Raw genomic sequence first — 14,854 nt, forward strand, 5'->3', positions numbered from 1 at the left:
ACGGGCTGCCTAATCTGCCCCGGAATCTTGCATAGCCAGCCTAAAATGTGATGGAGGAGTGAATAGTGCAAGTGTTGAACCACTCTTGGAATGGAAAAGATATTGACCAACTGGGTAGCCAACCTAAATCGCCAAATTCTGTGGGTTTATCCCCTGATGCGGAAGCGATCCAAGGCTGGTTAATTACCCAAATGGCTGAGAGATTGGGGTTAAATCCAGATGACATTGATATTGATGAAGACTTTGCCAATTATGGCCTTAATTCTATTGAGGCGGTTAATTTATCTGGAGACCTGGAAAATCAATTTGGACGTAGACTTCCCCCGACGTTACTGTGGGATTATCCGACTATTAAGGCGATCGCTGATTATCTAGCCCAGGATACCACCCCTAAAGCGACAACCAACAGCAGTGGTCAGTCTGTGAGTCCACAACAGGCACAACAACTGCTAGAAAGACTCAATCAAATGTCCGATGCCGAGGTAGAGTCCCTGCTGAATTCAATGTTGTCTGAACAGGAAAATCATTAATGACCAATATATCCGATCGCACCGCTAACCTTTCACCACAACAAAAACGGGATCTGCTTGCCGAATTGTTGCGCCAAAGAGCCACCAGCCAAACCTTACCAGATATTCCCCCGGAATACTATCGGTTTGAACTGTATCCAGAATACCTGAAAATTAAACAGCAACAGCAGGAAATTGCAGCCTTGGGCATTAATAACCCCTTCTTTGCCCCCCAAGAAGGTATCGCCAGCAATACCACGATTATTGACGGTCGTGAGTTGATTAACTATGCTACCTATAACTATTTGGGGATGTCTGGTGATCCGATAGTTTCCCAAGCTACGAAGGATGCTATAGACCGCTATGGTACATCGGCTTCCGCCAGCCGCCTGCTTTCGGGGGAAAAACCTATTCATCGGGAGTTAGAAAAGGCGATCGCCAATTTTATCGGCACCCAAGACAGCATCGTTTATGTTGGCGGTCATGCTACCAACGTCACCACCGTTGGCCACCTGTTTGGACAAAATGACCTGATCCTTCATGATGTCCTCAGCCATAATAGTCTATTACAAGGCTGTTTACTTTCGGGAGCCACTACTATTGCTTTTCCCCATAATGATTGGGAAAGCCTGCACCAAATTCTCAAAGACCGCCGCCACCGTTATAGACGCACTTTAATCCTGATAGAAGGCATTTATAGCACCGATGGTGATATTCCCGATCTACCCAGGTTTATTGAGTTAAAACAACAGTATAAAGCCTTTCTGATGGTGGATGAGGCCCATTCAATTGGGGTATTAGGTCAACATGGCCGAGGGCTTAGTGAACACTTTGGCGTTGACCCCAATGATGTAGATTTGTGGATGGGAACCCTTAGTAAATCTTTCGCCAGTTGTGGGGGATATATTGCGGGGTCTAGTGCTTTAGTGGAATACTTGAAATATACGGCCCCCGGTTTTGTCTACAGCGTGGGTATTTCGCCACCTAACGCGGCATCGGTTCTGGCTTCAATTAATGTGTTAATATCAGAACCAGAACGGGTGCAAAGACTACGCGATCGTGGTCAATTGTTCCTGAATCTCGCTAAACAACATAATCTCAACACAGGAACCAGCAAAGATTCGCCCATTATTCCGATTATTGTGGGCGATTCCCTGGCTTCTGTGCAACTGTCCCAAAATCTGTTTCATCGGGGTATTAACGTCCCATTTATGTTCTATCCTTCCGTTCCTCAAAATGCAGCCCGTCTGCGTTTTTTTGTTACCTGTCAGCATACGGAAGAACAAATTTATCAAACGGTGGAAATTCTCACCGAAGAAATTGCACAAATGGCGGTTTCTTAGAACCCTCATATATCATGAAATTCCCATCTCTAGTTTATCCTTAATCTGGTGCATTCCATGAGAGTCTTACTGGTTTATCCAATTTTCCCAAAAAGTTTTTGGTCTTTTGAAAAAACCTTAGATTTAGTCGATTGCAAGGCTCTATTACCGCCTTTGGGTTTAATCACAGTAGCGGCTATTCTCCCCCAAGAATGGGAATTTAAGCTGGTCGATCGCAATGTGCGAGCCGTCACGGAAGCAGAATGGGAATGGGCAGAATTAGTGATTTTGTCCGCCATGATTGTTCAAAAAAATGACTTCCTCGACCAAATTCAGGAAGCCAAAAAACGCGGCAAAATTGTAGCAGTTGGGGGTCCTTTCCCGACCGCACTACCCCACGAAGCTGAAAAAATGGGGGCTGATTTTCTAGTGTTAGATGAGGGAGAAATTACCCTCCCTATGTTTGTAGCAGCCCTGGAAAGAGGGGAAACAAGTGGGATATTACGCGCCGCTAATGGCGAAAAACCTGATGTAACTACTACCCCAATTCCTAGGTTTGATTTGTTGGAAAAACAAGCCTATGATATGATGGCTTTGCAATTCTCCAGAGGCTGCCCGTTTCAGTGCGAATTCTGTGATATTATTGTGTTATATGGTCGCAAACCTCGCACCAAAGCACCGGAACAGTTACTGGCGGAACTGGATCGCCTCCTAGAACTAGGATTTACTCAAACTATCTTTTTGGTTGATGATAACTTCATTGGGAATAAACGCAATGTCAAATTGCTGCTTCCGGCGTTGAAAGAATGGATGGAAAAAAATAACTATCCCTTCCGTATGATGACAGAAGCATCAGTTGATCTCGCCCAAGACCAAGAATTAATGAACATGATGGTAGAGGCTAATTTCTATGCGGTTTTCCTGGGAATTGAAACCCCGGACGAAGGTAGTCTCGCGCTGACTAAAAAATTCCAAAATACCCGTAATTCCCTAGTTGATGCTGTGGATAATATTACTAGGTCTGGACTGCGGGTAATGGCTGGTTTTATTATTGGCTTTGATGGTGAAAAGTCTGGGGCTGGCGATCGCATTATCCAATTTGTAGAAACTACGGCTATTCCAGTGGCTATGTTTAGTATGCTACAGGTTCTCCCTAATACAGGATTATGGCATCGTTTAAAGAAAGAAGGGAGACTGCTGGAAGCATCAGAAACCGCCAATATTAACCAGACTACTCTGATGAATTTTATTCCTACTCGTCCCATTGAGGAAATTGCACAGGAATATATAGACGGTTTTTGGAAACTCTACGATCCGCAAGTGTTTCTCGATCGCACTCACCGCTATTATCTGAAACTAGGCGCACCTCGTCGCCAAAAAGCTGGGGGAAGAACCCTAAGCTGGAAAACTATAAAAGCCTTGTCAATTCTGATATGGCGACAGGGAGTAGTCCGTAAGACTCGCTGGACTTTTTGGATTTATCTACTGGATATTATCCGCAAAAACCCGGATGTGGTGGAAATGTATCTAGTCATGTGCGCTCACTTTGAACACTTCTACGACTACCGCCAAGAAGTGCGCCAGCAAATCGAATCACAACTGGCTGAATATGTCAAGAAAAAACAGGAGTTAGAATTGGTAAAAGTAGCTTAACTCGAATCCGGCGGGTTGGGGTGGTAATCAAAAAACCTATCTCTTAACCCGCTTGGCGTAACCTCTCGCTGAGACTCTAAGATACCTGGGTGCTTTTGTGATCAAAAACACAAGCGGATAGGATAAGATATAGATACAATCTATAATCATGAACATTTACGCAAAGCTGGGCGATGAACAACCTAGGTATGGAAAGAATGCGGCTACAGTCCCATCGACAAATCAAACGGTTTATAGAACATCACGAACAGCGTTATAACCTGCTATCAAAGACGGTTAATAAACAGGCGACCTGTAAATTTAACGCTAACTCGGCATTTTTGTTATGTGCTGTTAATCCTACAGGTTGCTGTTCTAGCTGTGATCATTATCAGCCTAAATAACGCTAACTAATAAATAGATCCTGATAAATGTTCACAGACTTTTCCCAGGTTTGGGGATAGGTCTAGTGTGTCTTCTGACTGTTCGATCGCCTGAGTTTCTCGATCTAAAACGGCGACAATGCGATCGTAGATTTCCTGTGCTTGTGTGGGAGAGTCACCAATACAGGTTAAACCCAGTTTCCCGAATTGAGACAAACAGCCGATTAAGTGAAATACGGTTCCGGTTTCTGTTTTATTGTTAAAATGCAGATGATATTGGGCGATAATATCCATTAAATCATTGGGTAAAAGACCGCGATAATGATGGCTATGAAGATTATCTGAGGCAATATAATATTTAGGTTGTTTATTCTGGCTGTAGAATAAGCCAGTATGGCGATCGTATTCGCCATTAGTTAATAATTGGAGGGTCATAAATGGATGAGTTGTGCCACCCCGACGCAGGTTAATTTCAATGGCTTGTAGTTCCCATTGTGCCTCTGGTGGCTGTGGTTGACGAACGGCAATACAATCTAAACCAAATCTTTCGAGGGCTCCTTTTTGGGCTAAGATTTTACCGACTTTTTCACCTAATTCTTGCAGTTGTAATCGATAGGCTTGGTCAGCGGGGAAACTACAACCCTCAAAAATTTGACCATCTGGACCCCCCAGAATTTGGTCATGGGTAGATAGAACTTCGACCTCCCCGGAAGGGTAAATCTGACATTGAACACTAGGCGATCGCTTAATGTCTCCCTCGATAAAGGCTTCGACAATTGCGCCTAATTCAGGGATTCTGCTACGGAAACTAGACCAGGTTTCATGGCTGGCTTGAAAACTTAAATTCACCAAGCGATCGCTAATTTTTGCGACCCTTTGATGAGGGGGAATGTCGCCAAGTCCTTGGAGATTAAGGATAGCATTGCCTTCTCCAGAAAAGCCCTCATTTAGCTTAATTACTGCTCGTTTTAACTGGGGTTGTCGTTCCCATAAAGCGTTAACTTCTGCGGCTAAAGCTGTTTCATTCCAGACTAATTTACTGCCGTCTGGGTGGGGAATATTGGCTTCTGCGAAAATCTGGCGACTGCCGCTTTTGGTTCCCCAATGGGCTAAATCGGGGTCAGAAGCCCAGAGGGGAATTTGTAATTTAACTGATAATTTTCGTTCCCATTGAGTAGAGTTAAAGCAGACCATATAGGTGCGGTTAGGTCGCAGGACTTGGCGTATTCTTTCGACTAACCGGGGACGTTCTAGGATTTTTTCGGTGAGGGAGCGATTAGAGGAATCGTAGGTAGAAAATAATAGTAGGCGATCGCGCGCGTGAGAAAAGGGAATTCCGGGCATTAAATGCAGATAATAGTCAATAACGCTGGGGTGAAGGGGTTGGGAAGTTACATAAATTAATCTAACTCTAGGATTTCGTAAACGAGTCAGAGAAAACAGAAATCTCTCCTCATACTGATGAACTCCGGGAATTTTCTGCAATTGCTGCTGATCTAAGGTGAGGGATGGAATCACTAATACATCAAAATCATCAAATCCCAGGTTTCCCCCTTGACTGAAAGACTCTCGGAGTTGATGTTGCAATGCTTGAAACTGATCTACTATTCCCTGTGGCGATCGATAATCTCCTGTCATAATCGCTGCCCACAATAACAATATTACGATTTTAGCAGGTTGTTTGACCTCAGAGCGACACCTTTGGATTTGCTGATCTCGTTCTTAGCAATGGTTGGAGAAAAGCTAGTGACACAATTAATATGAGCAGATTGGTCTAGGTTAACCAATAGGATTGATTGGTGCTATAATTATGGGAGCTTCGCTCAAACTGATATCAAACGGAATTTCATCTGAATATCGCGATATGATCCCACAGAAACTCACCCTGAAGAATTTTCTCAGTTATCGCGACGCCAGCCTAGATTTTAGTGGCTTGCACACTGCCTGCATTTGTGGACCGAATGGGGCGGGTAAGTCTTCGCTGTTAGAGGCGATCGCCTGGTCGATTTGGGGTCATAGTCGGGCGGGGACGGAAGATGATTTAATTCAAATTGGCGAAACCCAAATGCGGGTGGATTTTATCTTTATTAGTCATGGTAACTTATACCGGGTAATTAGGACTCGTCGCCGTGGTCAGTCGGGGACTCTGGATTTTCAAATCGCACCATTAGAACCGGACAAAAAAGCGGAGCAAATTAAGTTTACTGCCCTCAGTCAAGGGGGAGTCCGTAGCACACAACAAAAGATTTTAGAACATCTGCGCCTAGACTACGATACTTTTATTAATTCTGCCTATTTGCGTCAGGGAAAAGCTGATGAGTTTATGTTAAAACGTCCCAGCGATCGCAAAGAAGTGTTAGGCAGCTTACTCAAGTTAGATGAATATGATACTTTAGTGGAGAAAGCTAAAGATATCTCGAAGGAATATAAATTCAAGATTGAGCAATTAGAACAAACTTTAACTATCGGAGAGTTGGAGACACAAAAACTGCCGGAAATAGTGGCTCAAATGACTCAGTTAGAAGCTACCCTTGGTAAACTTCAGAAACAACAAGAGTCTGAGCAAAAGCAACTGCAAGCCTACCGAGAACAACAACAATATCGCCAAACCTGTGAACAACTATTAGAGGGACAGCGACAACAATATCATGGGATTAAACAAGAATGCGATCGCCTTCAACAGGAAATTATCGTCACCCAAACTCAACTACAACAATTAGATTGTATTCGGCAACAACAGGAAGAAATAAACGCTGGGATTGTGGAATTTCAGACCCTACAGGCTACAGAAGAAACGATGAGTTTACAGTTTCAAACTCACCAAAAAATTCAACAGCAACTCCGGGAACTTCAGCAGCAACAACAGGATAAAATCCACCAATTACAACGGGATAAAGATACGATTGAAACTCGCCTGGAATCTCTCCATAAACAGGAACAAGAATATCAAAAGGTGCTGGTTGAACAGCCGGAAGTCGAAGCAGGAATGGCTCAACTGTTTCAGGCTCGTTTGCGCCTGAATGAGTTAGATAAACTACAAATTGAAGTTACCCCTATCCTGCAAGAACATCAACGTATACAGGGGGAAATAGACCGCGCTCAAGCGCGTCTTAGCGCCCGTTTTGATGAACTATATACGTCGATGCACAAAATGCAGAACCGCCTGGAAAATAACCGCCCTAAATTAGAACAAGAGTTACAAAATCTCCATCAAACTATTGAGGAAATTGAGAAGAAACGCACTTATCAAAATCGGGTCACAGCTAAGGGTCAGTCACGCCATAACCACTTGGAAAAATTGGCTCATCAACAGCAGGAGTATGAGTCGAAATTAGCGGAATTAGACAAAAAGATGGAAATGTTAGGGCGTTCTTTTAGTGAGGAAAATAGGGGGGACTCTGCGCCTGTTTGTCCCCTATGCGATCGCCCTTTAGATGAACATCACTGGAATTTGGTAATGGGTAAACACCAAAACCAACAACAGGAAATTCGCGATCGCCTGTGGATAATTCGGGAAGATTTGGCGCGTTCCGAACAGGAAATAGCTGCGTTACGGGTTGAATATACAACCTTACAAAGGCAAATCTCTAATTATGAAGAATTGCGAGAACAACGAGGTCAACTACAAGCACGCTTAGAGGGTTTCGGTAGTGATGAATTGCAGCTACAACAGTGGGGAGATGAAGCTAGTCAAATTGAGCGATCGCTATCTGATGGTAGTCACTCCGCGACGCTGTATCAGCAACTGCAACAACTAGATCTGCAACTGCAAGAACTAGATTATAATGAACAAAGCCACGCTCTGGCTAGGAATGAAGAAAAGCGCTGGAGATGGGCAGAAATGAAGCAAATACAAATTCGGGATTCCCAACAAAAACTAGGGCAACTACAAGCCGACAAACCGCCAATGGTGGCACAATTACAGTCGGCATTAGACCAGATAATTTATCTACAAACCGCCTCGGAATTACAGCAGAGGATTATTCAGCTCAAAAAACAGTTAAATGAGAGCGGTTATAATTTGGAAGACCATAATCAAGTCCGGGTGCGGTTGCGTGAGGCACAGCAATGGGTGAGGAAAGCAGAACAGTTGAAAGTGGCGGAAAGTCAGTATCCACAAATTCAACAACGGCTGACTGAATTACGACAATTAAATCAAGTGCGATCGCAGGATTTATCGGGGGTAAAATCACAGATACTACTCTTAACTAAACAGTTGGAAGATACACCAAATCCTAGGTTATATATTAGTAACCTAGAAGGGAAAATAAAACAGCAGCGACAACAACTTGATCAATATTTAAGTCAATTAGGAAAGCTGCAACAACAACGAATCCATTTAGAAAATCTGAGCCAGCAGCAAAGCCAGCAAAAACAGGAATTATCGGAATATCGTCACCAAGCCCTAATTTATAAGGAATTAGCCCAAGCCTTTGGGAAAAATGGTATTCAAGCACTGATGATTGAAAATGTGTTACCGCAATTAGAAGCCGAAACGAATCAAATTTTAGCGAGGCTGTCGGCGAATCAACTCCATGTCCAGTTTGTTACCCAACGGAGTGGACGCAGTGGCAGCGCGAAACGGAAAAAGGCTAAGTTAATTGATACACTGGATATATTAATTGCTGATGCCAGGGGAACTAGACCCTATGAAACCTATTCTGGCGGCGAGGCGTTTAGGATTAATTTTGCGATTCGATTAGCCCTAGCTAAATTATTAGCACAAAGAGCGGGATGTGCGCTACAAATGCTGATTATTGATGAAGGGTTTGGTACCCAAGACGCGGAAGGATGCGATCGCCTAATTGCTGCGATCAATGCGATCGCCCCAGATTTTTCCTGCATTTTAGCTGTCACCCACATTCCCCACCTGAAAGAGGCATTTCAAGCCAAAATAGAAGTCACTAAAACCGCTACCGGATCACAATTACATCTATCTGTTTAAGATCATGATTGGCCAATATTTGAGGAGCAAGGGGTGGAACTAGAGCATATTATGCCATAGTTGGTTAATATAGTTATATGAGACTAGCTAGACCCCGGCCCGAAAATTGGGTGCAGCCAGGTCGGAGGTTCCCTTGATATCAATTTTATAAACCGTTAAGCAGTAGCTATGCCAGGTGTACGAGTCGGGATACTGCATTCTTTGAGTGGGACAATGGCAATTAGCGAAGCGCCCCTCAGAGATGCCGAGTTGATGGCCATTCGAGAAATTAACCGAAGTGGAGGAATTCTCGGAAAGTTTATTGAACCTGTTATTGAAGATTGTCAATCAGATCCGGCTTGCTTTGCTCAGAAAGCCAAAAATCTAATTCAGGACAAACAGGTTGTCACCCTCTTTGGGTGTTGGACTTCAGCCAGTCGTCAGGCTGTCAAACCCGTTTTAGAAGAATTAGGGGTGGGGTTGTGGTATCCCGTCCAATACGAAGGACTAGAAGACTCCCCCAACATTTTTCACACAGGAGCCTGTGCTAATCAACAGGTTGAACCTGTCGTTTCCTGGTTGTTGGAAAATATTGGCAAGCGCTTTTATTTGCTCGGTTCTGATTATACATTCCCCCATACGGTGAGTAAACTGATCAAAATTCAGCTTCAGCAAAATGAAGGCTATGTGGTGGGTCAAGCATATCAACCCTTGGGGGCTAAGGATTTTAGGTCGATTATTGCGCGTATTGTGCGAGCGAAACCTGATGTGGTGTTTAATACGCTTACTGGTGATAGCAATATAGCATTTTACCAACAATTTCAAGCGGCAGGTTTAAACGCGAAACAAATCCCCATTTTGGCTATTTCTGTTTCGGAAACGGAACTGAAAAGCATTGGGAATGCGGCGACGGGTCATCTGAGTTGTTGGAGTTATTTTCAGAGTTTAGATACTCCCGAAAATCGTCGGTTTGTTCAACATTTTCAGGCGAGATATGGAAGCGATCGCGTTACTAGCGACCCCATAGAAGCCGCCTATAGTCAAGTTTATCTATGGAAACAAGCCGTAGAGTTAGCCGAATCTTTCGACCCGGAAAGGGTACGAATTGCTACCTATGGTCAAAGTTTCTCAGCCCCCAGTGGCATTATCCGCATGGAACCCAACCATCATATTAGGAAATTATGCCGCATTGGTAGGGCTAAATCTGATGGTCAGTTTGAGATTATTTACACCAGTCCCCATCGCATTAAACCCTTGCCATGGTTAGGGTTTGAAGCCAATAACTTTAATGCTTCCGAAATTGTGATTGGCTTACTTGCTGAAGTTAGCCAAAGTACCGAACGCGCCGAAAAACTCAAACAAAAAACCCGCGAATTAGAAGAAACCAGAAAGCAACTTGAACAAGAAATCGAAATCAGGAAACAGGTAGAATCCCAACTGCAATTGGTTAATGAAGGCTTAGAAAATATCGTCGCGGAACGCACCGCCGCCCTACGAGAATCCAACACTCAACTACTGCAAGAAATTGTCGAACGCACTAGAGTTGCGGAGGCTCTAAGAATGGCTAATGCTAGACTGCAAGCGGTGTTAGAAGCTGTACCTGGCACGGTTTCTTGGATTAGTAGGGATTTACGCTATTTGGAAGTTAATCAATCTTTGGCAGACTTATTTAAATTGCCACGAGAAACTTTTGCTAATCAACATATTGGCTTTTTGGGAACCAGTTCCGAATTTAATGACTTTGTAACTGACCTATTTAATCGCCCGGAAAAAGAAGCCCATCGCGAGGTGCGGACTCATGTGGACAATCAAGAACGCCATTATCTAATTGTGGCTCAGAAATATGATAATAATCAAGCTGTATTTGTGGTGGGAATTGATATTACGCAACGTCGCCAAGCTGAGGAAGAACTCCGCCAAGCTAATATGCGTTTACAAGCGGTTTTAGCAGCGGTTCCTGGTACGGTTTCCTGGGTGACATCAGACCTGCACTATATCGAAGTTAATCAAAAATTAGCTGATTTATATGGCTTACCCAGAGAAGATTTTTCTAATCAACATATTGGTTTTCTGGGTAGGGGTTCTCAGTTTCAGAATTTTATACAATATTTCTTTGAAAGTCCCGAATTAGAAGCATATCAAGAAATATCATCTTCCCTAGAAAATGAGGAATATTATTATCTGATTGCTGCCCACAAGTATAATAATAATCAAGCGGCTTTTGTGGTGGGAATTGATATTAGCGATCGCAAACGTGCAGAAGCCGCATTAAAAACGACTCAAGACCAGTTAGAAGCTGTGTTAAATGTCGTCCCAGGAACAGTATCTTGGATTGATTCTAACCAACGTTATTTAGGGGTTAATCAATATCTAGCCCAAACCTTCGACCTCCCCGCCGAGGCATTTATTGGTCAGCACATCGGTTTTCTGAAAGCTAGTCCGGAATTTAATGACTTTGTGGAAGACTTCTTTAATAGCGGTAGTTTTGAAGCCTATAAAGAAGTGACATCTTATATTAAAAATGAACCCAGAGATTACCTAATTGCCGCCCGGAAATACAACAGCGGTAGTGCCGCCTTTTTTGTAGGTATTGATATTACGGATCGTCGGCGCGCAGAAGAAGCCTTAAAACAGGCAGAATCCAACTATCGTAGCATTTTTGAAAATGCCCTAGAAGGAATATTTCAAACTACCCCAGAAGGTCGTTATATCAGCGCTAATCCCGCCTTAGCCAGGATTTACGGCTACGAATCCCCGACCATATTAATGACCAATTTAACCGATATTCAATCCCAACTGTATATCGACCCCAAGCGCCGCCAGGAATTTGTTTATCTCTTAGAAAGCCAAGGTTCCGTAGTAGATTTTGAGTCCCAAATTCGACGGATAGATGGTCAAGTTCGTTGGATTTCGGAAAATGCCACCGCCGTCCGTAGTCCCCAGGGAGAAATTCTTTATTATGAAGGAACTGTCGAAGATATTACCGATCGCAAACTAGGACAAATCGGCCTCCAACAAGCCAAAGAGGAACTAGAAAAGCGGGTCGTCGAACGCACCGCCGCCTTACAAGAAGCCAACCATCACCTAATCAGAGAAGTGGCCGAAAGACGAAGGATAGAAGCAGCCTTACGAGCCTCAGAAGCCGAATTGCGAGCCTTATTTGCAGCCATGACCGACGTGATCGCGGTTTTTGATGGAGAGGGACGCTATAAGAAAATAGTCACCACTAACGCGGAAGTAGTCTATACACCTAGTAGCGATTTACTCGGAAAAACAGTATTTGACATATTTCCGACCCCCCAAGCACAGCTTTTTTACGAAAATATCCAGAAAGTCCTTCAAACCGGACAAACCATCAACCTAGAATACAGTATGCAATTAGCACCCCCAGAACCCGGGCAGCAAGGCCCTGTTAATATCTTACCCTCTGCTGCTGATGCCGATCTGGTGTGGTTTGCTGCCACAGTTTCCCCCATGCCAGACAATAGTGTAATTTGGGTGGCTCGTAATACTACCGAGCGCCGCCGGGTTTTAGATGCTTTGCGGGTTGAACAACAAAAATCCGAGCGGCTGCTATTGAATATTTTGCCTCACTCTATTGCGGAACGTTTAAAACAGAGCCCCCATTCTATTGCGGAACGCTTTGAGCAAGCAACAGTCATGTTTGCAGATTTGGTCAATTTTACCGGGTTTTCCGCACAGATATCCCCCACGGAATTGGTGGATTTACTCAATGATATATTTTCCTGTTTTGATGAACTCGCTCAAAAACACCAACTCGAGAAAATTAAGACTATTGGGGATTCCTATATGGTAGTCGGAGGTTTACCCACCCCTAGAGAAAACCATGCAGAAGCGATCGCTCAGATGGCTCTAGATATGCAGCGAGAAATTGTCCGTTTCCGTCGCCAAGACGGCGAACCCTTCAATTTACGCATTGGGATGAATACCGGACCTGTGGTAGCCGGGGTAATTGGCACTCGTAAATTTATCTATGACCTGTGGGGGGATGCCGTCAATGTCGCCTCCCGTATGGAGTCTCAAGGCGAAGTGGGAAGAATTCAGATCACCGCCGCCACCAAAGCGCTACTCAACGATAATTTTATTTTTGAGGAAAGGGGTGTAATTGATGTAAAAGGAAGAGGCAAAATGATGACATTCTGGCTCAAAGACCGTCGTTAATCCTCACCACCCCATACTAAAGGGCAGGGGATAGCGGGCATGGTTAAGCAAGAATTAGCATGGGACTTGACGGCCAGTAAACTTGTGTTAAGATAAGTTAAATTAAGTCAAGATTATTTGAACAGTTCTGTAGAAAACTCTCTAAAGGAAAACTATGACTTTGATGGCTAAACGGCTTTTGATCCTGTTAGTGACCCTAGGTGGTACAGCATTCTTGGCGGCTTGTGGCGAACCTACTGCCACCGAAACCCAAGGCGAACCCACCGAACAAATTGCCGAAACCAGTGAGCCTGTAGCCACTGAAACCGTTTCTGATGAAACCATCGAAGCCCAAGCAGAACCCGCCGGGGAAGAAATGACTGCTGTAGTTGACTCAGACCCCACAGAAACCATTGTTGGTATTGCTAGTGGTGACGACCAATTCAGCACTCTAGTAGCTGCTTTAGAAGCAGCCGAATTAGCCGAAATCCTTTCTGGTGAAGGACCTTTCACCGTTTTTGCTCCCACTGACGAAGCATTTGCGGCCCTACCGGAAGGCACTGTTGAAGAACTTCTCAAACCCGAAAATCGCGATCAACTGGTTCAAATTCTTACCTATCACGTTGTCCCCGCCCAAGTTCTGTCTGCTAACATTACTGATGGGTCTGTGGAAACCGTTGCCGGAATGCCCTTAACTATTACTGTTATGGACGGCACTGTAATGGTGAATGAAGCCAGTGTCATTCAATCTGACATTTTGGGCAGCAATGGGGTGATTCATGCTGTTGACACCGTAATCTTGCCGGGTGTGGTCGAATAACTTTTAACTTGGCTTGATGTCAGCACCCCCGGCTGAAGCACGGGGGCTTCGTGCCCCCCTTTCAGGTAGCTGACCAGCTATAGCCTTAACTGGCTCCGTTCAGAGCAAGAGTTAAAGTTCCTACCCTGGAATGCGTGCTAGTTCCAGGCCCTAGAACCGAATCGTTAAACATCTCTAAGGGGTTAAGGACGTGCGATTTGGATAGTACCGACTCTGAACATTGGCGTTCGCGCAGCGTGCGCGTTAGCGCAAGCGCAAACATTACCCCGCAAGGGAGTCGGAGCCAACCATAGCTCCATGGAGGGGCAACCATACCCCTCCACCCCGCAAGGGGGTGCTGGCGGCGGTCAGCCGCTTGAGTCGGTTTTCCTCTCCGTGATCAATCACGGAGCTTCCAACCCTCCCAGGAGTTTTACGTGAGTGTTTAACTCTAGACAAGGTTTCGCTCATACCATACTTATGAACCCGCTCTTATTAGTGAATAGTAGGGGCGGGTTTTCAGTTAATCAAAGATTGATAACGGCTCAACAAACATTTATAATATCGGGATTGATAGCGCATAGAGAAGAGAACCAGAGCCAGTTATGGACATCAGAGGCTTATTAGAACCGATCGCCAATTTTTTTGCTAGTTTAGGAGTTCCCGAACCTATTGTTCATTGGGGACACCCCCTGATGATGGGAATTGTAATTTTTGTGATGGGTAGTTTTGTCGGTTATACTGGCTGGCAGGGACGTTTAGCCACAGACCAAGAGGCGGCGATCGCTTCTCGGTCTAGTCACCGAAAACTTGCCCCTTTTATGACCCTATTTATGGCTTTGGGGTTTAGCGGCGGGCTACTATCCTTAATTATGCAGGGACAACCAATTTTTGAAAGTCCCCATTTTTGGACCAGTACCGCAGTTTTAGGCCTATTAGGAATTAACGGCGCTATTTCCCTCAGCAAATTTGGCGGCAACCAAGACCAATGGCGCAAGGCTCATGCTTATATTGGCAGTGTCGCCCTATTAATGATGGTCATTCACACCGTACTCGGTCTAAAATTGGGACTATCCATTTAGCAAACAATCAGGGTTGGTTCCTAATCCCAACCCTAACCGGTC

General features: G+C 44.5%; 10 protein-coding genes. 8 read left to right on the forward strand and 2 right to left on the reverse strand.

Translation table 11 applies throughout. The features are described 5' to 3' along the window. Positions 1-65: 65 nt before the first annotated feature. From HFV01_RS23860 to HFV01_RS23875, 4 genes are all read left to right on the forward strand, one after another. Positions 66-530, forward strand: a complete 465-nt coding sequence (locus tag HFV01_RS23860; RefSeq protein ID WP_008056980.1) for an acyl carrier protein — start codon at positions 66-68, stop codon at positions 528-530. Continuing rightward, positions 530-1,852, forward strand: coding sequence for an aminotransferase class I/II-fold pyridoxal phosphate-dependent enzyme (locus HFV01_RS23865; protein ID WP_006621726.1), 1,323 nt, complete (start codon positions 530-532; stop codon positions 1,850-1,852). Before HFV01_RS23860 ends, HFV01_RS23865 begins: the two co-directional genes overlap by 1 nt. Positions 1,853-1,909: 57 nt before the next feature. Then, complete coding sequence (locus HFV01_RS23870) at positions 1,910-3,484, forward strand: B12-binding domain-containing radical SAM protein (protein WP_006621727.1); 1,575 nt, start codon at positions 1,910-1,912, stop codon at positions 3,482-3,484. Between the two features lie 173 nt (positions 3,485-3,657). Beyond that, on the forward strand, positions 3,658-3,867 hold the full coding sequence (locus tag HFV01_RS23875) for a DUF6464 family protein (RefSeq protein WP_006667943.1): 210 nt from the start codon (positions 3,658-3,660) through the stop codon (positions 3,865-3,867). A 6-nt stretch (positions 3,868-3,873) separates the two neighbouring features. Here the strand turns inward: HFV01_RS23875 and HFV01_RS23880 are convergent, their stop codons facing one another. Further along, complete coding sequence (locus HFV01_RS23880; RefSeq protein ID WP_006621729.1) at positions 3,874-5,484, reverse strand: peptide ligase PGM1-related protein; 1,611 nt, start codon at positions 5,482-5,484, stop codon at positions 3,874-3,876. Positions 5,485-5,710: 226 nt separating this feature from the next. On the opposite strand from HFV01_RS23880, the gene HFV01_RS23885 reads away from it, so the two are divergent. The 3 genes from HFV01_RS23885 (at position 5,711) to HFV01_RS23895 (ending at position 13,751) form a co-directional block, all read left to right on the forward strand. Further along, positions 5,711-8,791: an AAA family ATPase gene (locus HFV01_RS23885; protein ID WP_035759877.1), complete on the forward strand. Its 3,081-nt coding sequence runs from the start codon at positions 5,711-5,713 to the stop codon at positions 8,789-8,791. A 168-nt stretch (positions 8,792-8,959) separates the two neighbouring features. After that, entirely contained in the window at positions 8,960-12,952 is a 3,993-nt protein-coding gene (locus HFV01_RS23890) for a transporter substrate-binding protein (RefSeq protein WP_193520441.1), read from the forward strand. Between the two features lie 154 nt (positions 12,953-13,106). Then, positions 13,107-13,751 (forward strand): fasciclin domain-containing protein, encoded by a 645-nt coding sequence (locus tag HFV01_RS23895; RefSeq protein ID WP_006621732.1) that lies wholly within the window; start codon positions 13,107-13,109, stop codon positions 13,749-13,751. Positions 13,752-14,012: 261 nt separating this feature from the next. On the opposite strand, the gene HFV01_RS31205 is transcribed toward HFV01_RS23895, so the two are convergent. Continuing rightward, positions 14,013-14,201: a hypothetical protein gene (locus HFV01_RS31205; RefSeq protein ID WP_006667947.1), complete on the reverse strand. Its 189-nt coding sequence runs from the start codon at positions 14,199-14,201 to the stop codon at positions 14,013-14,015. Positions 14,202-14,335: 134 nt separating this feature from the next. Here HFV01_RS31205 and HFV01_RS23900 point away from each other — a divergent pair, with 134 nt between their 5' ends. Beyond that, positions 14,336-14,812, forward strand: coding sequence for a DUF4079 domain-containing protein (locus tag HFV01_RS23900; protein ID WP_006621734.1), 477 nt, complete (start codon positions 14,336-14,338; stop codon positions 14,810-14,812). Positions 14,813-14,854: the final 42 nt, after the last annotated feature.

Source organism: Limnospira fusiformis SAG 85.79 (assembly GCF_012516315.1).
GTDB classification, from domain to species: domain Bacteria; phylum Cyanobacteriota; class Cyanobacteriia; order Cyanobacteriales; family Microcoleaceae; genus Limnospira; species Limnospira fusiformis.

Excerpts from the sequence above, each read along its gene's own strand:
- HFV01_RS23885 (WP_035759877.1), top strand. The coding sequence starts at position 5,711 with ATGATCCCACAGAAACTCACCCTGAAGAATTTTCTCAGTTATCGCGAC.
- HFV01_RS23900 (WP_006621734.1), top strand. The coding sequence starts at position 14,336 with ATGGACATCAGAGGCTTATTAGAACCGATCGCCAATTTTTTTGCTAGT.
- HFV01_RS23870 (WP_006621727.1), top strand. The coding sequence starts at position 1,910 with ATGAGAGTCTTACTGGTTTATCCAATTTTCCCAAAAAGTTTTTGGTCT.
- HFV01_RS23875 (WP_006667943.1), top strand. The coding sequence starts at position 3,658 with ATGAACAACCTAGGTATGGAAAGAATGCGGCTACAGTCCCATCGACAA.
- HFV01_RS23890 (WP_193520441.1), top strand. The coding sequence starts at position 8,960 with ATGCCAGGTGTACGAGTCGGGATACTGCATTCTTTGAGTGGGACAATG.
- HFV01_RS31205 (WP_006667947.1), bottom strand. The coding sequence starts at position 14,201 with ATGAGCGAAACCTTGTCTAGAGTTAAACACTCACGTAAAACTCCTGGG.
- HFV01_RS23880 (WP_006621729.1), bottom strand. The coding sequence starts at position 5,484 with ATGACAGGAGATTATCGATCGCCACAGGGAATAGTAGATCAGTTTCAA.
- HFV01_RS23865 (WP_006621726.1), top strand. The coding sequence starts at position 530 with ATGACCAATATATCCGATCGCACCGCTAACCTTTCACCACAACAAAAA.
- HFV01_RS23895 (WP_006621732.1), top strand. The coding sequence starts at position 13,107 with ATGACTTTGATGGCTAAACGGCTTTTGATCCTGTTAGTGACCCTAGGT.